Source organism: Bradyrhizobium sp. F1.4.3, from assembly GCF_040548375.1.
Classification (GTDB): domain Bacteria; phylum Pseudomonadota; class Alphaproteobacteria; order Rhizobiales; family Xanthobacteraceae; genus Bradyrhizobium.
In genome coordinates this window covers 282974-296752 of the sequence record NZ_JBEPRN010000001.1, presented here as the reverse complement: position 1 = coordinate 296752, position 13779 = coordinate 282974, and the positions used below count along the sequence as shown (strand labels likewise).

Genomic DNA, 13779 nt, shown 5'->3' with positions numbered 1-13779 from the left:
GGCGCGATGTCTTTCGCTTGAAAGGCGAGAAGAGGAGGTCAGGTGATGACCAAAGCCGTCCGTGTGCACAAGGTCGGAGGCCCCGAAGCGCTGGTCTATGAGAGCATCGAGGTGCCGGCGCCGGGGCCCGGCGAGGTGCGCATCCGCCAGCATGCGGTCGGGCTGAATTTCATCGACGTCTATTATCGCACCGGCCTCTACAAGGCGCCGGGGTTTCCCTTCATCGCCGGCAACGAGGCCTCGGGCGAGGTCGTTGCGGTCGGGCCTGGGGTCACGAATTTCCATCCCGGCGACCGCGTCGCCTATTACCACAATCTCGGCGCCTACGCAGGCGAGCGCAACATCCCCTGGGAGAAGCTGGTCAAGCTGCCCGACCACATCACCTACGAGCAGGGCGCCGTGCTGATGCTGAAGGGGCTGACCGTCTGGTATCTCCTGCACAAGACCTTCAAGGTCGAGCCGCATCATCGTGTGCTGATCCATGCCGCCGCCGGCGGCATCGGCCTGCTGGCCTGCCAATGGGCGCGGGCGATGGGCGCCCATGTCATCGGCACGGTCGGCTCGCGCGAGAAGGCCGAGCTCGCCGAGGCCAATGGCTGCGACCACGTCATCCTCTACAACGAGGAGGATTTCGTCGCGCGCGTCAAACAGATCAGCCGCAACGAAGGCTGCGACGTCGTCTATGACGGCGTCGGCAAGTCGACCTTTCCGGGCTCGCTGTCCTGCCTGAAGCCGCGCGGCATGTTCGTTTCTTTCGGTAATGCGTCAGGTCCCGTGCCGCCGTTCTCGATCGCCGAGCTCAACAATCACGGCTCGCTGTTTGCGACGAGGCCGAAGCTCAACGATTACATCGGCAAGCGCTCGGAGCTCCTGGAGGGCGCCGACACGCTGTTCGCCGCCGTCATCAACGGCAAGCTGCACGTGCCGATCAATCACGCCTACGCGCTGAAGGATGCCGCGAAGGCGCATATCGATCTCGAGAGCCGCCACACGACGGGCGCGTCGATCTTGAAGCCGTAGTTCTTCCATCATCATCCGCTCCCGTGTCCCGGACAAGCCGCAACGCGCAAGCGTTGCGGCGCAGAGCCGGGACCCAGATGTGACATACGATGCGGAGAGATGGGCCCCGGCTCTGCAGCGCACCGCCGAAGGGACGCTGCGCTGCGTCCGGGGCACGAGACAGGCTTACGCTACCCGTCTCGCCGCGCCGGCCCTGGTCAAGATCCCGTCCAGACAATCGATCATCTCGGCGATCTCCGCCCGCGTGACGTTCAGCGCCGGCATGAAGCGTAGCGCGTCGACCTGCGGCGCGTTGAGGAGCACGCCGGCCTCGAACGCCTGTGCGACGATGCCGGGTGCGATCGGCAGCTTGAGGTCGAGCGCGAGAAGCAAGCCGCGGCCGCGGACTTCGCCGAGACCATGCCGGGCCGAGACCTTCTGCAACTCGCTTTCGAGCAGCAGGCCGGTTTCGGTGACCGCCTTCAGGAAGTCGGGCTGGCTGATTTGTTCCAGCACCGCAAACCCGGCCGCACACATGATCGGGTTGCCGTTGAACGTGCCACCCTGGTCGCCGTGCTCGAAACAGGCCGCGCGTTCGGTCGCAAGCAAAGCCGCGAGCGGCACGCCGCCGCCGATGCCCTTGCCGAGCGTCATGATATCAGGCGCAATGCCGGCGTGCTCGTAGTGGAAGAGCTTTCCGGTCCGGCCCATGCCGGTCTGGATCTCGTCGAAAATAAGCAGCAGGCCATGCGCCGCGGTGAGCGCGCGCAACGCCTTCAAAAATTCATCCGTCGCCGGCCACACACCGGACTCGCCCTGGATCGGCTCGAGCATCACAGCGACGGTGTTAGCGTTGATCAGCTTTTCGACCGAGGCGATGTCGTTGAGCTTTGCCTTCTTGAAGCCCGCGACCTTCGGCTCGAACAGCGGCTCGAAAGCCTTCTTGCCTGACGCCGACATCGTTGCCAGCGTTCGGCCGTGAAAACCGCCTTCGAAGGTGATGATCTCGAACGCGCCGCCTTTGTGCAGGCTGCCGAATTTGCGGGCGAGCTTGATTGCGCCCTCATTGGCTTCCGCGCCGGAATTGGCAAAAAACACCTGGTCGAACGCGCTGTTGTCGACCAGCGCCTGCGCGAGCTTGAGGCTCGGCTCGTTGTAGAACGCCGGGCTCGGCGTCAACAACCGCTTGGCCTGCGCGGCAAGCGCATCGGCGATCACTGGCGGCGAGTGGCCGAGGCAGTTGACGGCCCAGCCCTGCACGAAATCGAGATAGCGCTTGCGGCTGTCGTCCCAGAGGTAGGAGCCGGCGCCACGGACGAACACGGCCTTGGGCCGCGCGGTGATGTCCATCAGCGCATCATACGGATGGGTGGCGTTGGTCATGTCGAACTCCTGGTGGGGCGGGGTGAAAAAGGACGCGCGAAAAGCAAGAAGGCCGCACTTTGCGGGTGCGGCCTTCTCGAAAACTCTGCTGAATTCAGTGCTTCAGCGGCGTCGTCGGACATGGCGCAACCCATCATCGTCGCGGGAGCGACGACGCATGGCTTGGCACAGGTGGGTCCGGGAAGAGATCATGGGGCGCGGCAATACATGCGAATGGCGGGGTTTGTCAAGCGGGCGTTTTGCCGAACACCCGCCTGGCGTGCATCACGTGCGCACGACTTTAGGAAAAAAGTACGCGGTTTGTCGCGTCAGCACTGCGCGCCGGCCGGCAAGCGAGCAAGCGCTGGGACTTTGAACAGTTTGCGCGATGCTCGATGGAAACCATCAAGCCTCTAGCGCGTTTGTGATCAGTCATCGCGAACTGGTTCGAACCGGACGCACAAACGGCGAGACCAAAAGGGCGGGACCAACCAGACAGTTTTCAGCCTTGTCCGACACGCCTTACCCGATCGACCTCGACAGCATTCGCGGCGCGTTTCCGCCGGGCATCGAGGCGCCACCCCTGCTGCTCGACTTCGCCGGTTGGCTGAACGGGCGCCCCTGGGGCAGCGTTGGCTGCTTTTCGCTGCAAGGCCAGTTCTCCGATCAGGCCCCGATCTTCGACGGCAGTCCGTTGCGCGACCGCTTCGCGCTGTTCATGCGCTTGCCGGATGGCTCGGCCGTTGGCGGCTGGTATGGCGCCGGTCTCGATCGCGATGATCCCCCGATCGTGGGGCTCGGGTCGGAGGGTGACTATGAGCTGCTCGCGCTAACCCTCGATGGGCTGCTCGCGAAATTGACGTCGCAGCAATTTGACAAGGCCTGGCACGATCTGCTGCCGGATGACGAGGTCGAGTGCCAGACGGTCGAGTTGGCGCAATGGCTTGCCGGACGGCCGACCGACGAGAAGATGGCGCCCGAGGATCCGTCGTCGGACCTTCCCGACTTCCGTGGCTTCGTCGAGAAATGGAGCCGGGACCGCGAAGACTATTGGGCCAATCACCGGATGATGGCCGAGCTTGGCTGGCGGCTCGCGGCGCATCTGCCCAAGGGCAAGAACGTCTGGGACAAGACCCGCTTCGAGATCGCGATCGTCGGCAAGCAATACCAGGCGCGTATCCTCACGTCCGGGCCGCAGCCATTCGAGGAAGCCGCCTCGATCGAATCCCTGCTGCGCGAATTGCGCGAGGAGATGCGACGGGCGCAGCCCGAGCTCGGTCTGTGGTACGCGATGAGTTTTGGCGTCTACGCCGACGGCCGCGTCATGCCGCGCTTCGACTATGATGTGCAGCCGACCATCGATGGCGAGCCGGCGCTGCTGTTCGAGGCCAAGGCTGACCTCGCCCGCGCGCCACGCCCGGAGCGCTGGGTGCCGAAATGGCTGGCGTGAATTGAGGCGCCGCTCAAAACCCCGCGACGCTGCCGTGCAGATCGTATTGGTCGGCGCGCTCGATCTTCGCGGTGACGATCTCGCCGACGCGCAATGGGCGGCGGCTGGTGAGATAGACCGCGCCGTCGATCTCGGGGGCATCGGCCTTGGAGCGGCCCTTTGCCACCGTCGGGCCGACCTCGTCGATGATGATCTGTTGGCGCGTGCCGACCTTGCGCTTCAGCCGCCGCGCCGAGATCTTCTGCTGGCGGGCCATCAGCGCGTTGTAGCGTTCCTGCTTGATCTCGGCCGGGACGGGATTTGCGATCGCATTCGACGTGGCACCGGCGACCGGCTCGTATTTGAAGCAGCCGAGGCGATCGATCTCGGCTTCGTCGAGCCAGTCGAGCAGATAGGCGAAATCGGCATCGGTCTCGCCGGGGAAGCCGACGATGAAGGTGGAGCGCAAAGCGAGATCGGGACATTCCTCGCGCCAGCGCTTGATCCGCGCCAGCGTCTTGTCCTGCGCCGCCGGGCGCTTCATCGCCTTCAGCACCTCGGGGCTCGCATGCTGGAACGGGATGTCGAGATAGGGCAGCACCTTGCCCTCGTTCATCAGCGCGATGACCTCGTCGACATGCGGGTAGGGGTAGACGTATTGCAGCCGGACCCAGGCCCCGAGTTCGCCGAGCTCGCGCGCGAGATCGAGGAATCTGGCGCGGACCTGGCGGTCCTTCCACGGGCTCTCGGCGTATTTCAGATCGACACCGTAGGCCGAGGTGTCCTGCGAGATCACCAGCAGTTCCTTGACGCCGGCGTCGACCAGACGCTCCGCCTCGCGCAGCACGTCATTGGCGGGACGCGAGACCAGATCGCCGCGCAGCTTCGGGATGATGCAGAAGGTGCAGCGATTGTTGCAGCCTTCGGAGATCTTCAAATATGCGTAGTGCCGCGGCGTCAGCTTGATGCCCTGCGGTGGCACCAGATCGAGATGCGGATTGTGGGCGGGCGGCAGCGCGCGATGCACGGCGTCCAGCACGCTCTCATATTGCTGCGGGCCGGTGATCGAGAGCACGCCCGGATAGGCCTCCTCGATCTGCTCGGGTTCGGCACCCATGCAGCCGGTCACGATCACCTTGCCGTTCTCGGCCATGGCCTCGCCGATCGCCGAGAGCGATTCCTGCTTGGCGCTGTCGAGGAAGCCGCAGGTGTTGACGATGACGATGTCGGCCCCGTCATGCTTGCGGGCGAGCTCATAGCCCTCGGCGCGCAGGCGCGTGATGATGCGCTCGGAATCCACCAATGCCTTGGGACACCCGAGCGACACGAAGCTGACCTTGGGCGCAGCCGTCTGTTCCATATCCAAAAATCTGCCTGATTGATCGGCAGGAGCTAGTCCTAATTGCCACTAATTACAACCCTTTGCAGGGCGTTCCGGCGTGCTATGGATGAATCGCCGGACGTGAGTGAGCAATGAGCGCCGAACAGTCGCCCAAAATCGTGATTGTCGACGAAAGCCCGATCCGGGCCGCGATCCTCCAGGAGGGGTTGCGGGAGGCGGGGTTCACGCAGGTCGTCCACATCAGCGAAATGCAGAGCCTGCTGGCCCGTATTTATGCGGTCGATCCCGACATCATCCTGATCGATCTCGAAAACCCCAGCCGTGACGTGCTCGAGGCGATGTTCCAGGTCAGCCGTGCCGTGCGGCGGCCGATCGCGATGTTCGTGGACCAGAGCGATTCAGCTTCGATCCAGGCCTCCGTGGAGGCCGGAGTGTCCGCCTACATCGTCGACGGCCTGAAGAAGGAGCGCATCAAGCCGATCCTTGACCTCTGCGTGTCCCGCTTCAATGCCTTCGCAAAACTCCAGGAGGAATTGGAGCGCACCAAGTCGCAGCTCGAGGACCGCAAGATCATCGAGAAGGCCAAGGGTATCTTGATGAAGGTCAAGGGTCTCACCGAGGACGAGGCCTATGTGCTGCTGCGCTCGACCGCCATGCGCGAGAAGAAGAAAATCGGCGAGATCGCCCAGTCGATCATCACCGCGTCGGAGATGCTGAAATGACCGCTCCCCTCCGCATCGGGTTCATCCCGCTGGTCGACGCCGCCGCCCTGATTGTCGCGGTGGACAAGGGCTTTGCCGCCGCCGAGGGACTCGAGGTCGAGCTGGTGCGCGAAGTGTCGTGGTCCAACGTCCGCGACAAGCTCAATATCGGTCTGTTCGACGCCGCGCATCTGCTCGCGCCGGTGGCGATCGCGTCCTCGCTCGGGCTCGGTCACGTCAAGGTGCCGATCGCGGCGCCCTTCAATCTTGGCATCAACGGCAACGCGATCACCGTCTCGCCGGCGCTCCATGCCGCGTTGATGGAGGAGATCGACGGCGACCGCTTCGATCCGCTCGCCACCGCGAAGGCGTTGGCCCAGGTGGTCGCCAAGCGTCGCAAGGCGGGCGCAGAGCCGCTGACTTTCGGCATGACCTTTCCGTTCTCGACCCACAATTACCAATTGCGGTTCTGGATGGGTGCAGCCGGCGTTGATCCCGACGAGGACGTGCGCCTCGTCGTGCTGCCGCCGCCCTACATGGTCGATAGCCTCGCCAATGGCCATGTCGATGCGTTCTGTGTCGGCGCGCCCTGGAATTCGATCGCGGTCGATCTCGGCATCGGCCATATCCTGCATTTCGTCTCCGACATCCTGGTGCACGCGGCGGAGAAGGTGCTGGCGGTGCGCCAGGTCTGGGCCGACAAGAATCCGGATGTGGTCGCAGCCCTCGTGCGGGCGGCCGTGAAGGCCGCGGAGTTCATCGAGAATCCTGCGAACCGCACCGAGGCAGCGCGGATTCTGGCGCAGCCGGAGCGGATCGGCGTCGATGCAGAAGTCATCCAGCGCACGCTCGATGGGCGCCTGAAGATTTCGCCCGATGGTACGTTCCGCGAAAGCGGCCGCTACCTGCTGGTCGGACGCGAAGGGGCAGGACGTCCCGATCCGGTCCAGGCCGCCTGGCTCTACGCGCAGATGGTGCGCTGGGGGCAGACGGCGCTGACGCCGGACGGCGTCAAGACGGCGATGGCCGTGTTCAGACCTGATCTCTACGACGCCGCTCTCGGCCGCCAGCCCCCCAAGGAAGCTCCCGCGGCGTTCGGTGCATTCGCCGGCCCCGCCTTCGACCCCGACAACATTCGGGGGCACCTTGAGGCTTTCGAGATAGGCCGCTGGAAGGCTTGATTCGGGCTGCATGGTTTTTGGGCGTGCGAGATCATCGACCAAATTTTGTGCCGACTGCTCGAATTTCGGGTGGGCTCCGGGGCTGTGATTTTCCAGGATCGTCCGTAATCGGCTGAAATCACAACAATTTTCATTTGATCAAAGCTGGCACGCAACTTGTATGTTGCGGTGCGGCCAGCGTGTCACAGATGCCAGCTGAGCCAAGTCCCGCAGCAACGAAGCTGACCGGACCGTTGGGTGCAGAGCCGGCTCTCGAGCCAGCCGAGTTCCTCGCGGGTCGTGCACATTTCCCTCGATACCACCCAGGTGGCCGCAGGAGCTTCGTTACCGACCATGAAAATCGACACGCTCTCAGTCGACTTTACCGACGAGCAGAAACGCTATCTCGAAGGCTTCACGACCGGTCTCCAGATCAGCCGCGTCGGTCGCGGCTTCGGTGGTGGTGCCGGCAAGGCGAATGCCGAGCCGACCGGTCCCGATGCCGTGCACATCAAGGCGCAGGACAGGGTCATCGCGTCGGGCAAGAAGCTCGCCGACCAGGAGAAGTTCAAGCGCGACGAGCATCCTTTCGATGCCTATCCGCGGCTGCGCCAGCAGGCGCTCGACAACGCGCCGCCGAGTCCCGCTGACAATTTCCGCTGGCGCTATTTCGGCATCTTCTACGTCGCACCGGCGCAGGACTCCTACATGTGCCGGCTACGCATTCCGAACGGCATCATGAAGCACTGGCAGCTGTCGGGCCTTGCCGATCTTGCCGAGGACCTGTGCGGACCGTTCAGCCACGTCACGACGCGCGCCAATCTCCAGCTTCGCGAGATCCCGCCGAAGAACGCGACAAAACTGATCGAGGGCATCCAGGATCTCGGCCTGTGCTCGCGCGGCTCCGGCGCCGACAACATTCGCAACGTGACGGGAACGCCGACAGCCGGCATCGATCCGCAGGAACTGATCGACACGCGGCCTTATGCGCGCGAGTGGCACTATCACATCCTGAATGACCGTTCGCTGTACGGATTGCCGCGCAAGTTCAATGTCGCCTTCGACGGCGCCGGCAGGATCGCCGTGCTCGAGGAAACCAACGACATCGCCTTCACGGCGTTCGAGGTGAAGGACGGATTCGGCGTCGAGCCCGGAGTCTGGTTTCGCCTCGGTCTCGGCGGCATCACCGGACACAAGGACTTTGCAAAATATTCCGGCATCATCGTCAAGCCGGAACAGGCGACCGCCGTCGCGGACGCCATCGTGCGCGTGTTCATCGACCATGGCGACCGCACCAACCGCAACAAGGCGCGGCTGAAATATGTGCTCGACACCATGGGCCATGACGGATTCCTCAAGCTGGTCGAGGAGCGGCTGAAGACGCCGTTTACGCGCGTGCCGGAAGACGCGTTTGCGCCGCGGCCCGCGTCGGACCGCATGGCGCATATCGGCGTGCACAAGCAGAAGCAGGACGGCCTGAACTGGATCGGCGTCTCGCTGCCGCTCGGCAAGATCACCTGCGATCAGATGCGCGGCTTGGCGAAGGTCGCGCGGGACCTCGGCGACGGGGAAATCCGCCTGACGGTCTGGCAGAACCTGTTGATCCCGGGAGTTCGCGACGAGAATGTCGAACTCGCCATTGCAGCGATCAAAAAAATCGAGCTTGCTGTGGAGGCTTCACACATCCGTGCCGGCTTGATCGCCTGCACCGGCAATGCCGGCTGCCGTTTCGCCGCCTCGAATACCAAGCGCCACGCCGCCGAGATCGGCGATTGGTGCGAGCCGCGCGTCGCGATGGACAAGCCGGTCAACATCCACGTCACCGGCTGCCATCATTCCTGCGCGCAGCATTACATCAGCGACATCGGACTGATCGGCGCACGCGTGCCGGTCAGCGAGGAGGACACGGTCGAGGGCTATCACCTCTTCACCGGCGGCGGGTTCGGTCCCGATGCCGATGTTGGGCAGGAGGTCTATCACGACCTCAAGGCCGAGGACGCGCCGAAGACGGTCGAAGGCTTGCTCAAGGCCTATATCGCCAACCGCTCGTCACCCGACGAAACCTTCCTCTCCTTTGCGCGCCGCCACGATGCCGAGACGCTGCGCCAGCTTGCCGATGCAGAGGTGTCCGCATGAACCAGATCAGCCCTCCGCCCAAGCTCGATATCATTCCCGCCAGCGCGCCGTTCTCCGACGCGCAGCGCTCCTGGTTGAACGGCTTCTTTGCCGGGCTGCTGTCGCCTGATGCCGCGGCGCCCCTGTCGGCGGAGCAGGGCGCCGCAATCATGCAAGCCAGTGACGGCGACGACGGCGAAGCGCCATGGCACGACCAGACCATGCCGATCGCCGACCGGATGAAACTCGCCGAAGGCCGCCCCGTGCGCCGCAAGATGATGGCGGCGATGGCGCAGCAGGATTGCGGGCAGTGCGGCTACAATTGCCACGACTATTCGGAGGCGATTGCTACCCGCAGCGAAGCACGGCTCAACCTTTGTGTCCCCGGCGGCAAGGAAACCGCGCGGATGCTGAAGGCACTGCACGAAGAGCTGGACAAAACGCCTGGCAAGCAAGACGCGGTGGCGGCGCCAGCCGTGACGGTGACGATCGCTGAGCCCGGCCGCTCACGAGACAATCCGGTCGCTGCGACCTTCCTGTCGCGGCGTCTTCTCAACAAAGGCGCCTCGGAGAAGGAAACCTATCACGTCGAGTTCGATCTCTCCGCGAGCAAGCTCGACTACGTCGTCGGCGACAGTTTTGGCGTGTTCGCCCGGAACGAAATCGGTCTCGTCGACCAGGTCATCGCGTTGCTCGGCGCCTCCCACACCACAGAGGTCAACGGCAAGACCTTGCGCGAGGTGCTGATCGATGACGTCTCGCTGTCGCCGGCGCCGGACACGCTGTTCGAATTGATCTCCTTCATCACCGGTGGCGCGCAGCGCGAGAAGGCGCGGGCGCTGGCGCAGGGCGAGGATCCCGATGGCGATGCCGCGACGCTGGACGTGATGGCGGCGCTCCAGAAGTTTTCCGGCACGCGGCCGCATCCCGAGGCCTTCGTCGAGGCGCTGGAGCCGCTGCAACCGCGGCTCTATTCGATCTCGTCGTCGCACAATGCGACGCCTGGAAAGCTGTCGCTGACGGTCGATTCCGTGCGCTACGTCATCGGCAAGCGCAAGCGTATCGGCGTGGCCTCGACCTTCCTCGGCGAGCGCATCAATGAAGGCGACAAGCTCAAGGTCTATGTCCAGAAGGCGCATGGCTTCGGCCTGCCGCAGGACCCGAAGACGCCGGTGATCATGATCGGCCCCGGCACCGGCATCGCGCCGTTCCGCGCCTTCCTGCTCGACCGCAAGGCGACCGGCGCGCCCGGCAAGAATTGGCTGTTCTTCGGCCACCAGCGCAGCGATTGCGATTTCTTCTATCAGGACGAGCTCAACGCGATGAAGACGTCGGGGCTCCTGACCCGCATGTCGCTGGCCTGGTCGCGCGACGGCGAGAAGAAGTTCTACGTGCAGGATCGCATGCGCGAGGTCGGCCGCGAAGTGTGGACGTGGCTTGCCGAGGGCGCAGTTCTCTACATCTGCGGCGATGCCAAGCGCATGGCCAAGGACGTCGAGCGCGCGCTGGTCGATATCGTCGCCCAGTTCGGGGCGCGCTCGACCGACGAAGCCGTGAGTTTCGTCGCCGACCTCAAGAAGACGGGGCGTTTCCAGGCTGACGTCTACTAAGACCCGATGGGGTCAGCGCAAATCATCCCGGCGGCGCAAGCGCCGGGGGACGTGGCGCTTGCCGTCTTCTACTTTGCACGGGGTTGTTTTCGACTTTTTTGTCGAACGGGTACTGATGCCTCGTTCCGACTGTCATCGCATCGTCATCCGGACCGGTTCCGGCTGTCTCGGACTTTAACGAATAAGATTCTCGGAACCCTCAGGTGGAGAGAATTTGTGCCTGCGATATGGTGTCTTCAGAGAACCGCCGTCGCTATTTCCGCCAGCATCTTGCCCGTGACCCGGGTTAATCCCTCATAATCCCGCAAATGGGGCGTTGGAGATCGACCATGCGCGAACTATCGGCGGAAGCCAGGCTGCACTTCTACGCGCGCTCGCTCTCGCGGCGGACCGGGGCGAGTGCCCATCATATCGGGCTCTACAGCGCCTTCGCGGTCATCGCGGCCATCGTGTTCGGCACACTGTCGGTGCACCCGTTCTGATTACGACCCGCGCTTGAACGGCGCCACTTCGATTCCCGCATCCTTCAACGCCTGACGCAGACCGCGCGCGATGTCGACGGCGCCGTGCGTGTCGCCATGGATGCAGACCGTGTCCGTGCGCATCTTGATGACCTTGCCAGTGACCGAGACCACCGCGCCGTCCTGCACCATGCGCACCACGCGATCGGCGATGGCCTTGGCGTCGTGCAGCACCGCGCCGGGCTTCTTGCGCGAGACCAGATTGCCGTCGTCCTCATAGGCACGGTCGGCGAACACCTCGTGCACCATTGGCAGATTGGCGTCTTCGCCGGCCTTCACCAGCTTCGAGTTGGCGAGCACGACGAAGATCAGGCCGGGATCGACCGCCTTGATGCCGGCGGCGATCGCCTTGGCCGTCATGTCGTCCTCGCAGGCAACGTTGGAGAGCGCGCCGTGCGCCTTCACATGCGTCACCTTGTGGCCCGCAGCAGTGGCGATCGCCTGAAGTGCGCCGATCTGGTAGGCGACCAGGTTCTCGATCTCGGACGCCTTCAGGCCCGCGATCGGATGCCGGCCAAAACCGTGCAGGTCGCGATATCCAGGGTGCGCGCCGACCGAGACGCCGCGCGCCTTCGCCAGCTCGACCGTCCGGCGCATGATGTCGGGATCGCCGGCATGGAAGCCGCAGGCGATATTGACCGAGCTCGCCAGCTCGATCATCGCGGCGTCGTTGCCCATCTCCCACGCGCCAAAACCTTCGCCGAGGTCGCAATTGAGATCGATCGTCTTCATGGTTGCTCTCCGCCTCTGGTCGTCCTGTCGTTTACGGTTCCGCCGCGACCTGCCAGGTCCCGGCGTCCATGGCGCTCACCGCATAGCCCGCGACGTTGGCATCGCTGAGCGCCTCGATGTTGAGCGCGACGGTGTCCGACGAGCGCAAGCGATCGGGCAGGGTGCGGATGGCTTGCGCGAATTTCTTCGCCTCGTCCTGCGCCTCGGCCATGCTGACCTGCTTGAAGCGGAACGCCGTTCCCGCCGAGGTCTGCGCGAGGCGACCGACATCGGCCGTGATCACCGTTGCGATCTTCGGATAGCCGCCGGAGGTGCCGCGATCCATCATCAGCGCAATCGGCGAGCCGTTGCCGGGCACCTGGATGCTGCCGTTGACGGTTCCGTCGGAGACGATGTTGTGGCCGTGCAGATGCTTGATGGCGGGGCCTTCGAGCCGGTAGCCCATGCGGTCGGAGGTCGCCGAGATCTTCCACTCGCTGTCGAGGAACAGCGCCTTGTTGGCGTCGTCGAACTCGTCGTCCTGCGGTCCCAGCACGACGCGGATCGGGCCGCTGACAGGCTTCGGCAATTCAATGCGCAGCTCGGGTGCGCCGCTCGCGGCATCGACAGTGAATTCATCGCCGGCCTGGAGCGGGCGCGGGTAGGGACTGCCGAGGCCGGCACGGGCATTCACCGCGAGGCTGCCGAACACCGGCTCGCCTTTGATACCACCTTCGATCGCGAGATAGGTGAAGGCGCCGCCGCGCGCGAAGCCAAGCGCCAGCGTCTCGCCATCCTTCAGCGTCACGGATGTGTCCATGGCCACCGGTCGCCCGGCAATGTCGGCATTGCGCGGCGCGCCTGCAATTGCGATGCGGACCGCGCCATCACGGGCGGTGAACGTGGCGCCGAACGGGCCGATCTCGATAGCGGCCGCGAACACCTCGTTGCCGACCAGGCAATTGGCGGCGGCCAGCGCCAGCCGGTCCATCGCGCCGCTCGGCGTCAGGCCATAGCGCTGCGCGCCCAGGCGCCCGCCATCCTGGACGGAACTTGCTGGCCCGATGCTGGCGACCACGAGCCGGCTCATGCGACCACCTGCTCGGCGATGATCTCACCGACCTCGGCGGCGCGGTCCTGCTCTTCGAATGTCTTGTGGTCGATGGCGAAAAACGTCACGCGATCACCGGGTTCGGTGAGAAAGGTCGGATTTCGATGGAGCTGATAGGTCCGCACCGGTGTGCGGCCGAGCAGATGCCAGCCGCTCGGCGCAGCCAGGCATTGGATGCCAGCCTGGATGCCGCCGATCGAGATCGTGCCGGCGGGCGTCAGCAGCCGCGGATTCTGCCGCCGCGACATCTGCAGGGATTTGTCCAGGCCGCTGAGATAGGACCAGCCCGGCGTGAAGCCGATCATGGCAACCCGATAGTCGCCAGCGACGTGACGGGCGACGATGTCGTCGGGCGTGGTGTTCAGCGCTTTGGCGACATCCTCGAGGTCGATGCCGTGCTCACCGCCATAGGCGACCGGAATGCGCCAGCGGCGCGCCTTGGTAGCGGGCGGCAGCGGTTGGCTGGCAAGCACCAGAAGTTTTTCGCCGAGCGCGTCGAAACCGATCTTGCCGGGATCGTAATGCACCAGCAGCGAGCGATAGGTTGGCACCGTCTCGATGATGCCGTCGATGGGGCTTGCTGCGAGCGTCTTGTCGAGCGCCAGCACGCGCTGATTGGCAGCATCGTCGATGGTGCGGCTGAACTCGACCGTGACGGCGCTGTCGCCGCTGGGCAGGAGGCGGGGCGGGGCAAGCGTCGCGGCCATGAGCTGTCAAA

Annotated in this window: 12 protein-coding genes; 7 read left to right on the top strand and 5 right to left on the bottom strand. The window is 64.5% G+C overall.

Going from position 1 to position 13779, the window contains the following annotated elements:
• Positions 1-45: 45 nt before the first annotated feature.
• Positions 46-1020: a quinone oxidoreductase family protein gene (locus ABIB73_RS01535; protein ID WP_354220743.1), complete on the top strand. Its 975-nt coding sequence runs from the start codon at positions 46-48 to the stop codon at positions 1018-1020.
• Between the two features lie 165 nt (positions 1021-1185).
• Here the strand turns inward: ABIB73_RS01535 and ABIB73_RS01530 are convergent, their stop codons facing one another.
• Positions 1186-2382, bottom strand: coding sequence for an acetylornithine transaminase (locus ABIB73_RS01530; RefSeq protein WP_354220741.1), 1197 nt, complete (start codon positions 2380-2382; stop codon positions 1186-1188).
• 487 nt (positions 2383-2869) lie between these two features.
• Here ABIB73_RS01530 and ABIB73_RS01525 point away from each other — a divergent pair, with 487 nt between their 5' ends.
• Entirely contained in the window at positions 2870-3811 is a 942-nt protein-coding gene (locus tag ABIB73_RS01525) for a hypothetical protein (protein ID WP_354220739.1), read from the top strand.
• A gap of 13 nt (positions 3812-3824) precedes the next feature.
• Here ABIB73_RS01525 and rimO read toward each other — a convergent pair whose 3' ends face one another.
• The gene (gene rimO / locus ABIB73_RS01520) at positions 3825-5150 is read right to left on the bottom strand and encodes a 30S ribosomal protein S12 methylthiotransferase RimO (RefSeq protein ID WP_354220737.1); all 1326 of its coding nucleotides are present in this window, start codon (positions 5148-5150) and stop codon (positions 3825-3827) included.
• A gap of 113 nt (positions 5151-5263) precedes the next feature.
• Between rimO and ABIB73_RS01515 the strand changes: the two genes are divergently transcribed.
• From ABIB73_RS01515 to ABIB73_RS01495, 5 genes are all read left to right on the top strand, one after another.
• Positions 5264-5854, top strand: a complete 591-nt coding sequence (locus tag ABIB73_RS01515) for an ANTAR domain-containing response regulator (RefSeq protein ID WP_354220735.1) — start codon at positions 5264-5266, stop codon at positions 5852-5854.
• Entirely contained in the window at positions 5851-7014 is a 1164-nt protein-coding gene (locus ABIB73_RS01510) for a CmpA/NrtA family ABC transporter substrate-binding protein (protein WP_354220733.1), read from the top strand. The genes ABIB73_RS01515 and ABIB73_RS01510 overlap by 4 nt, the downstream gene beginning before the upstream one ends.
• Positions 7015-7347: 333 nt before the next feature.
• The gene (locus ABIB73_RS01505; RefSeq protein ID WP_354220731.1) at positions 7348-9129 is read left to right on the top strand and encodes a NirA family protein; all 1782 of its coding nucleotides are present in this window, start codon (positions 7348-7350) and stop codon (positions 9127-9129) included.
• Positions 9126-10718 carry a sulfite reductase subunit alpha gene (locus tag ABIB73_RS01500; protein ID WP_354220729.1) on the top strand — a complete coding sequence of 531 codons (1593 nt, stop codon included), beginning with the start codon at positions 9126-9128 and terminating at the stop codon, positions 10716-10718. The genes ABIB73_RS01505 and ABIB73_RS01500 overlap by 4 nt, the downstream gene beginning before the upstream one ends.
• 329 nt (positions 10719-11047) lie before the next feature.
• On the top strand, positions 11048-11200 hold the full coding sequence (locus ABIB73_RS01495; protein WP_354220727.1) for a hypothetical protein: 153 nt from the start codon (positions 11048-11050) through the stop codon (positions 11198-11200).
• On the opposite strand, the gene ABIB73_RS01490 is transcribed toward ABIB73_RS01495, so the two are convergent.
• Genes ABIB73_RS01490 through pxpB form a run of 3 tightly spaced genes read right to left on the bottom strand, consistent with a single transcriptional unit; the run spans position 11201 to position 13768 of the window.
• Positions 11201-11971: a LamB/YcsF family protein gene (locus ABIB73_RS01490; RefSeq protein WP_354220725.1), complete on the bottom strand. Its 771-nt coding sequence runs from the start codon at positions 11969-11971 to the stop codon at positions 11201-11203.
• 31 nt (positions 11972-12002) lie between these two features.
• Complete coding sequence (locus tag ABIB73_RS01485; protein WP_354220723.1) at positions 12003-13040, bottom strand: 5-oxoprolinase subunit C family protein; 1038 nt, start codon at positions 13038-13040, stop codon at positions 12003-12005.
• Positions 13037-13768: a 5-oxoprolinase subunit PxpB gene (gene pxpB / locus ABIB73_RS01480; RefSeq protein ID WP_354220721.1), complete on the bottom strand. Its 732-nt coding sequence runs from the start codon at positions 13766-13768 to the stop codon at positions 13037-13039. The genes ABIB73_RS01485 and pxpB overlap by 4 nt, the downstream gene beginning before the upstream one ends.
• Positions 13769-13779 lie beyond the last annotated feature (11 nt).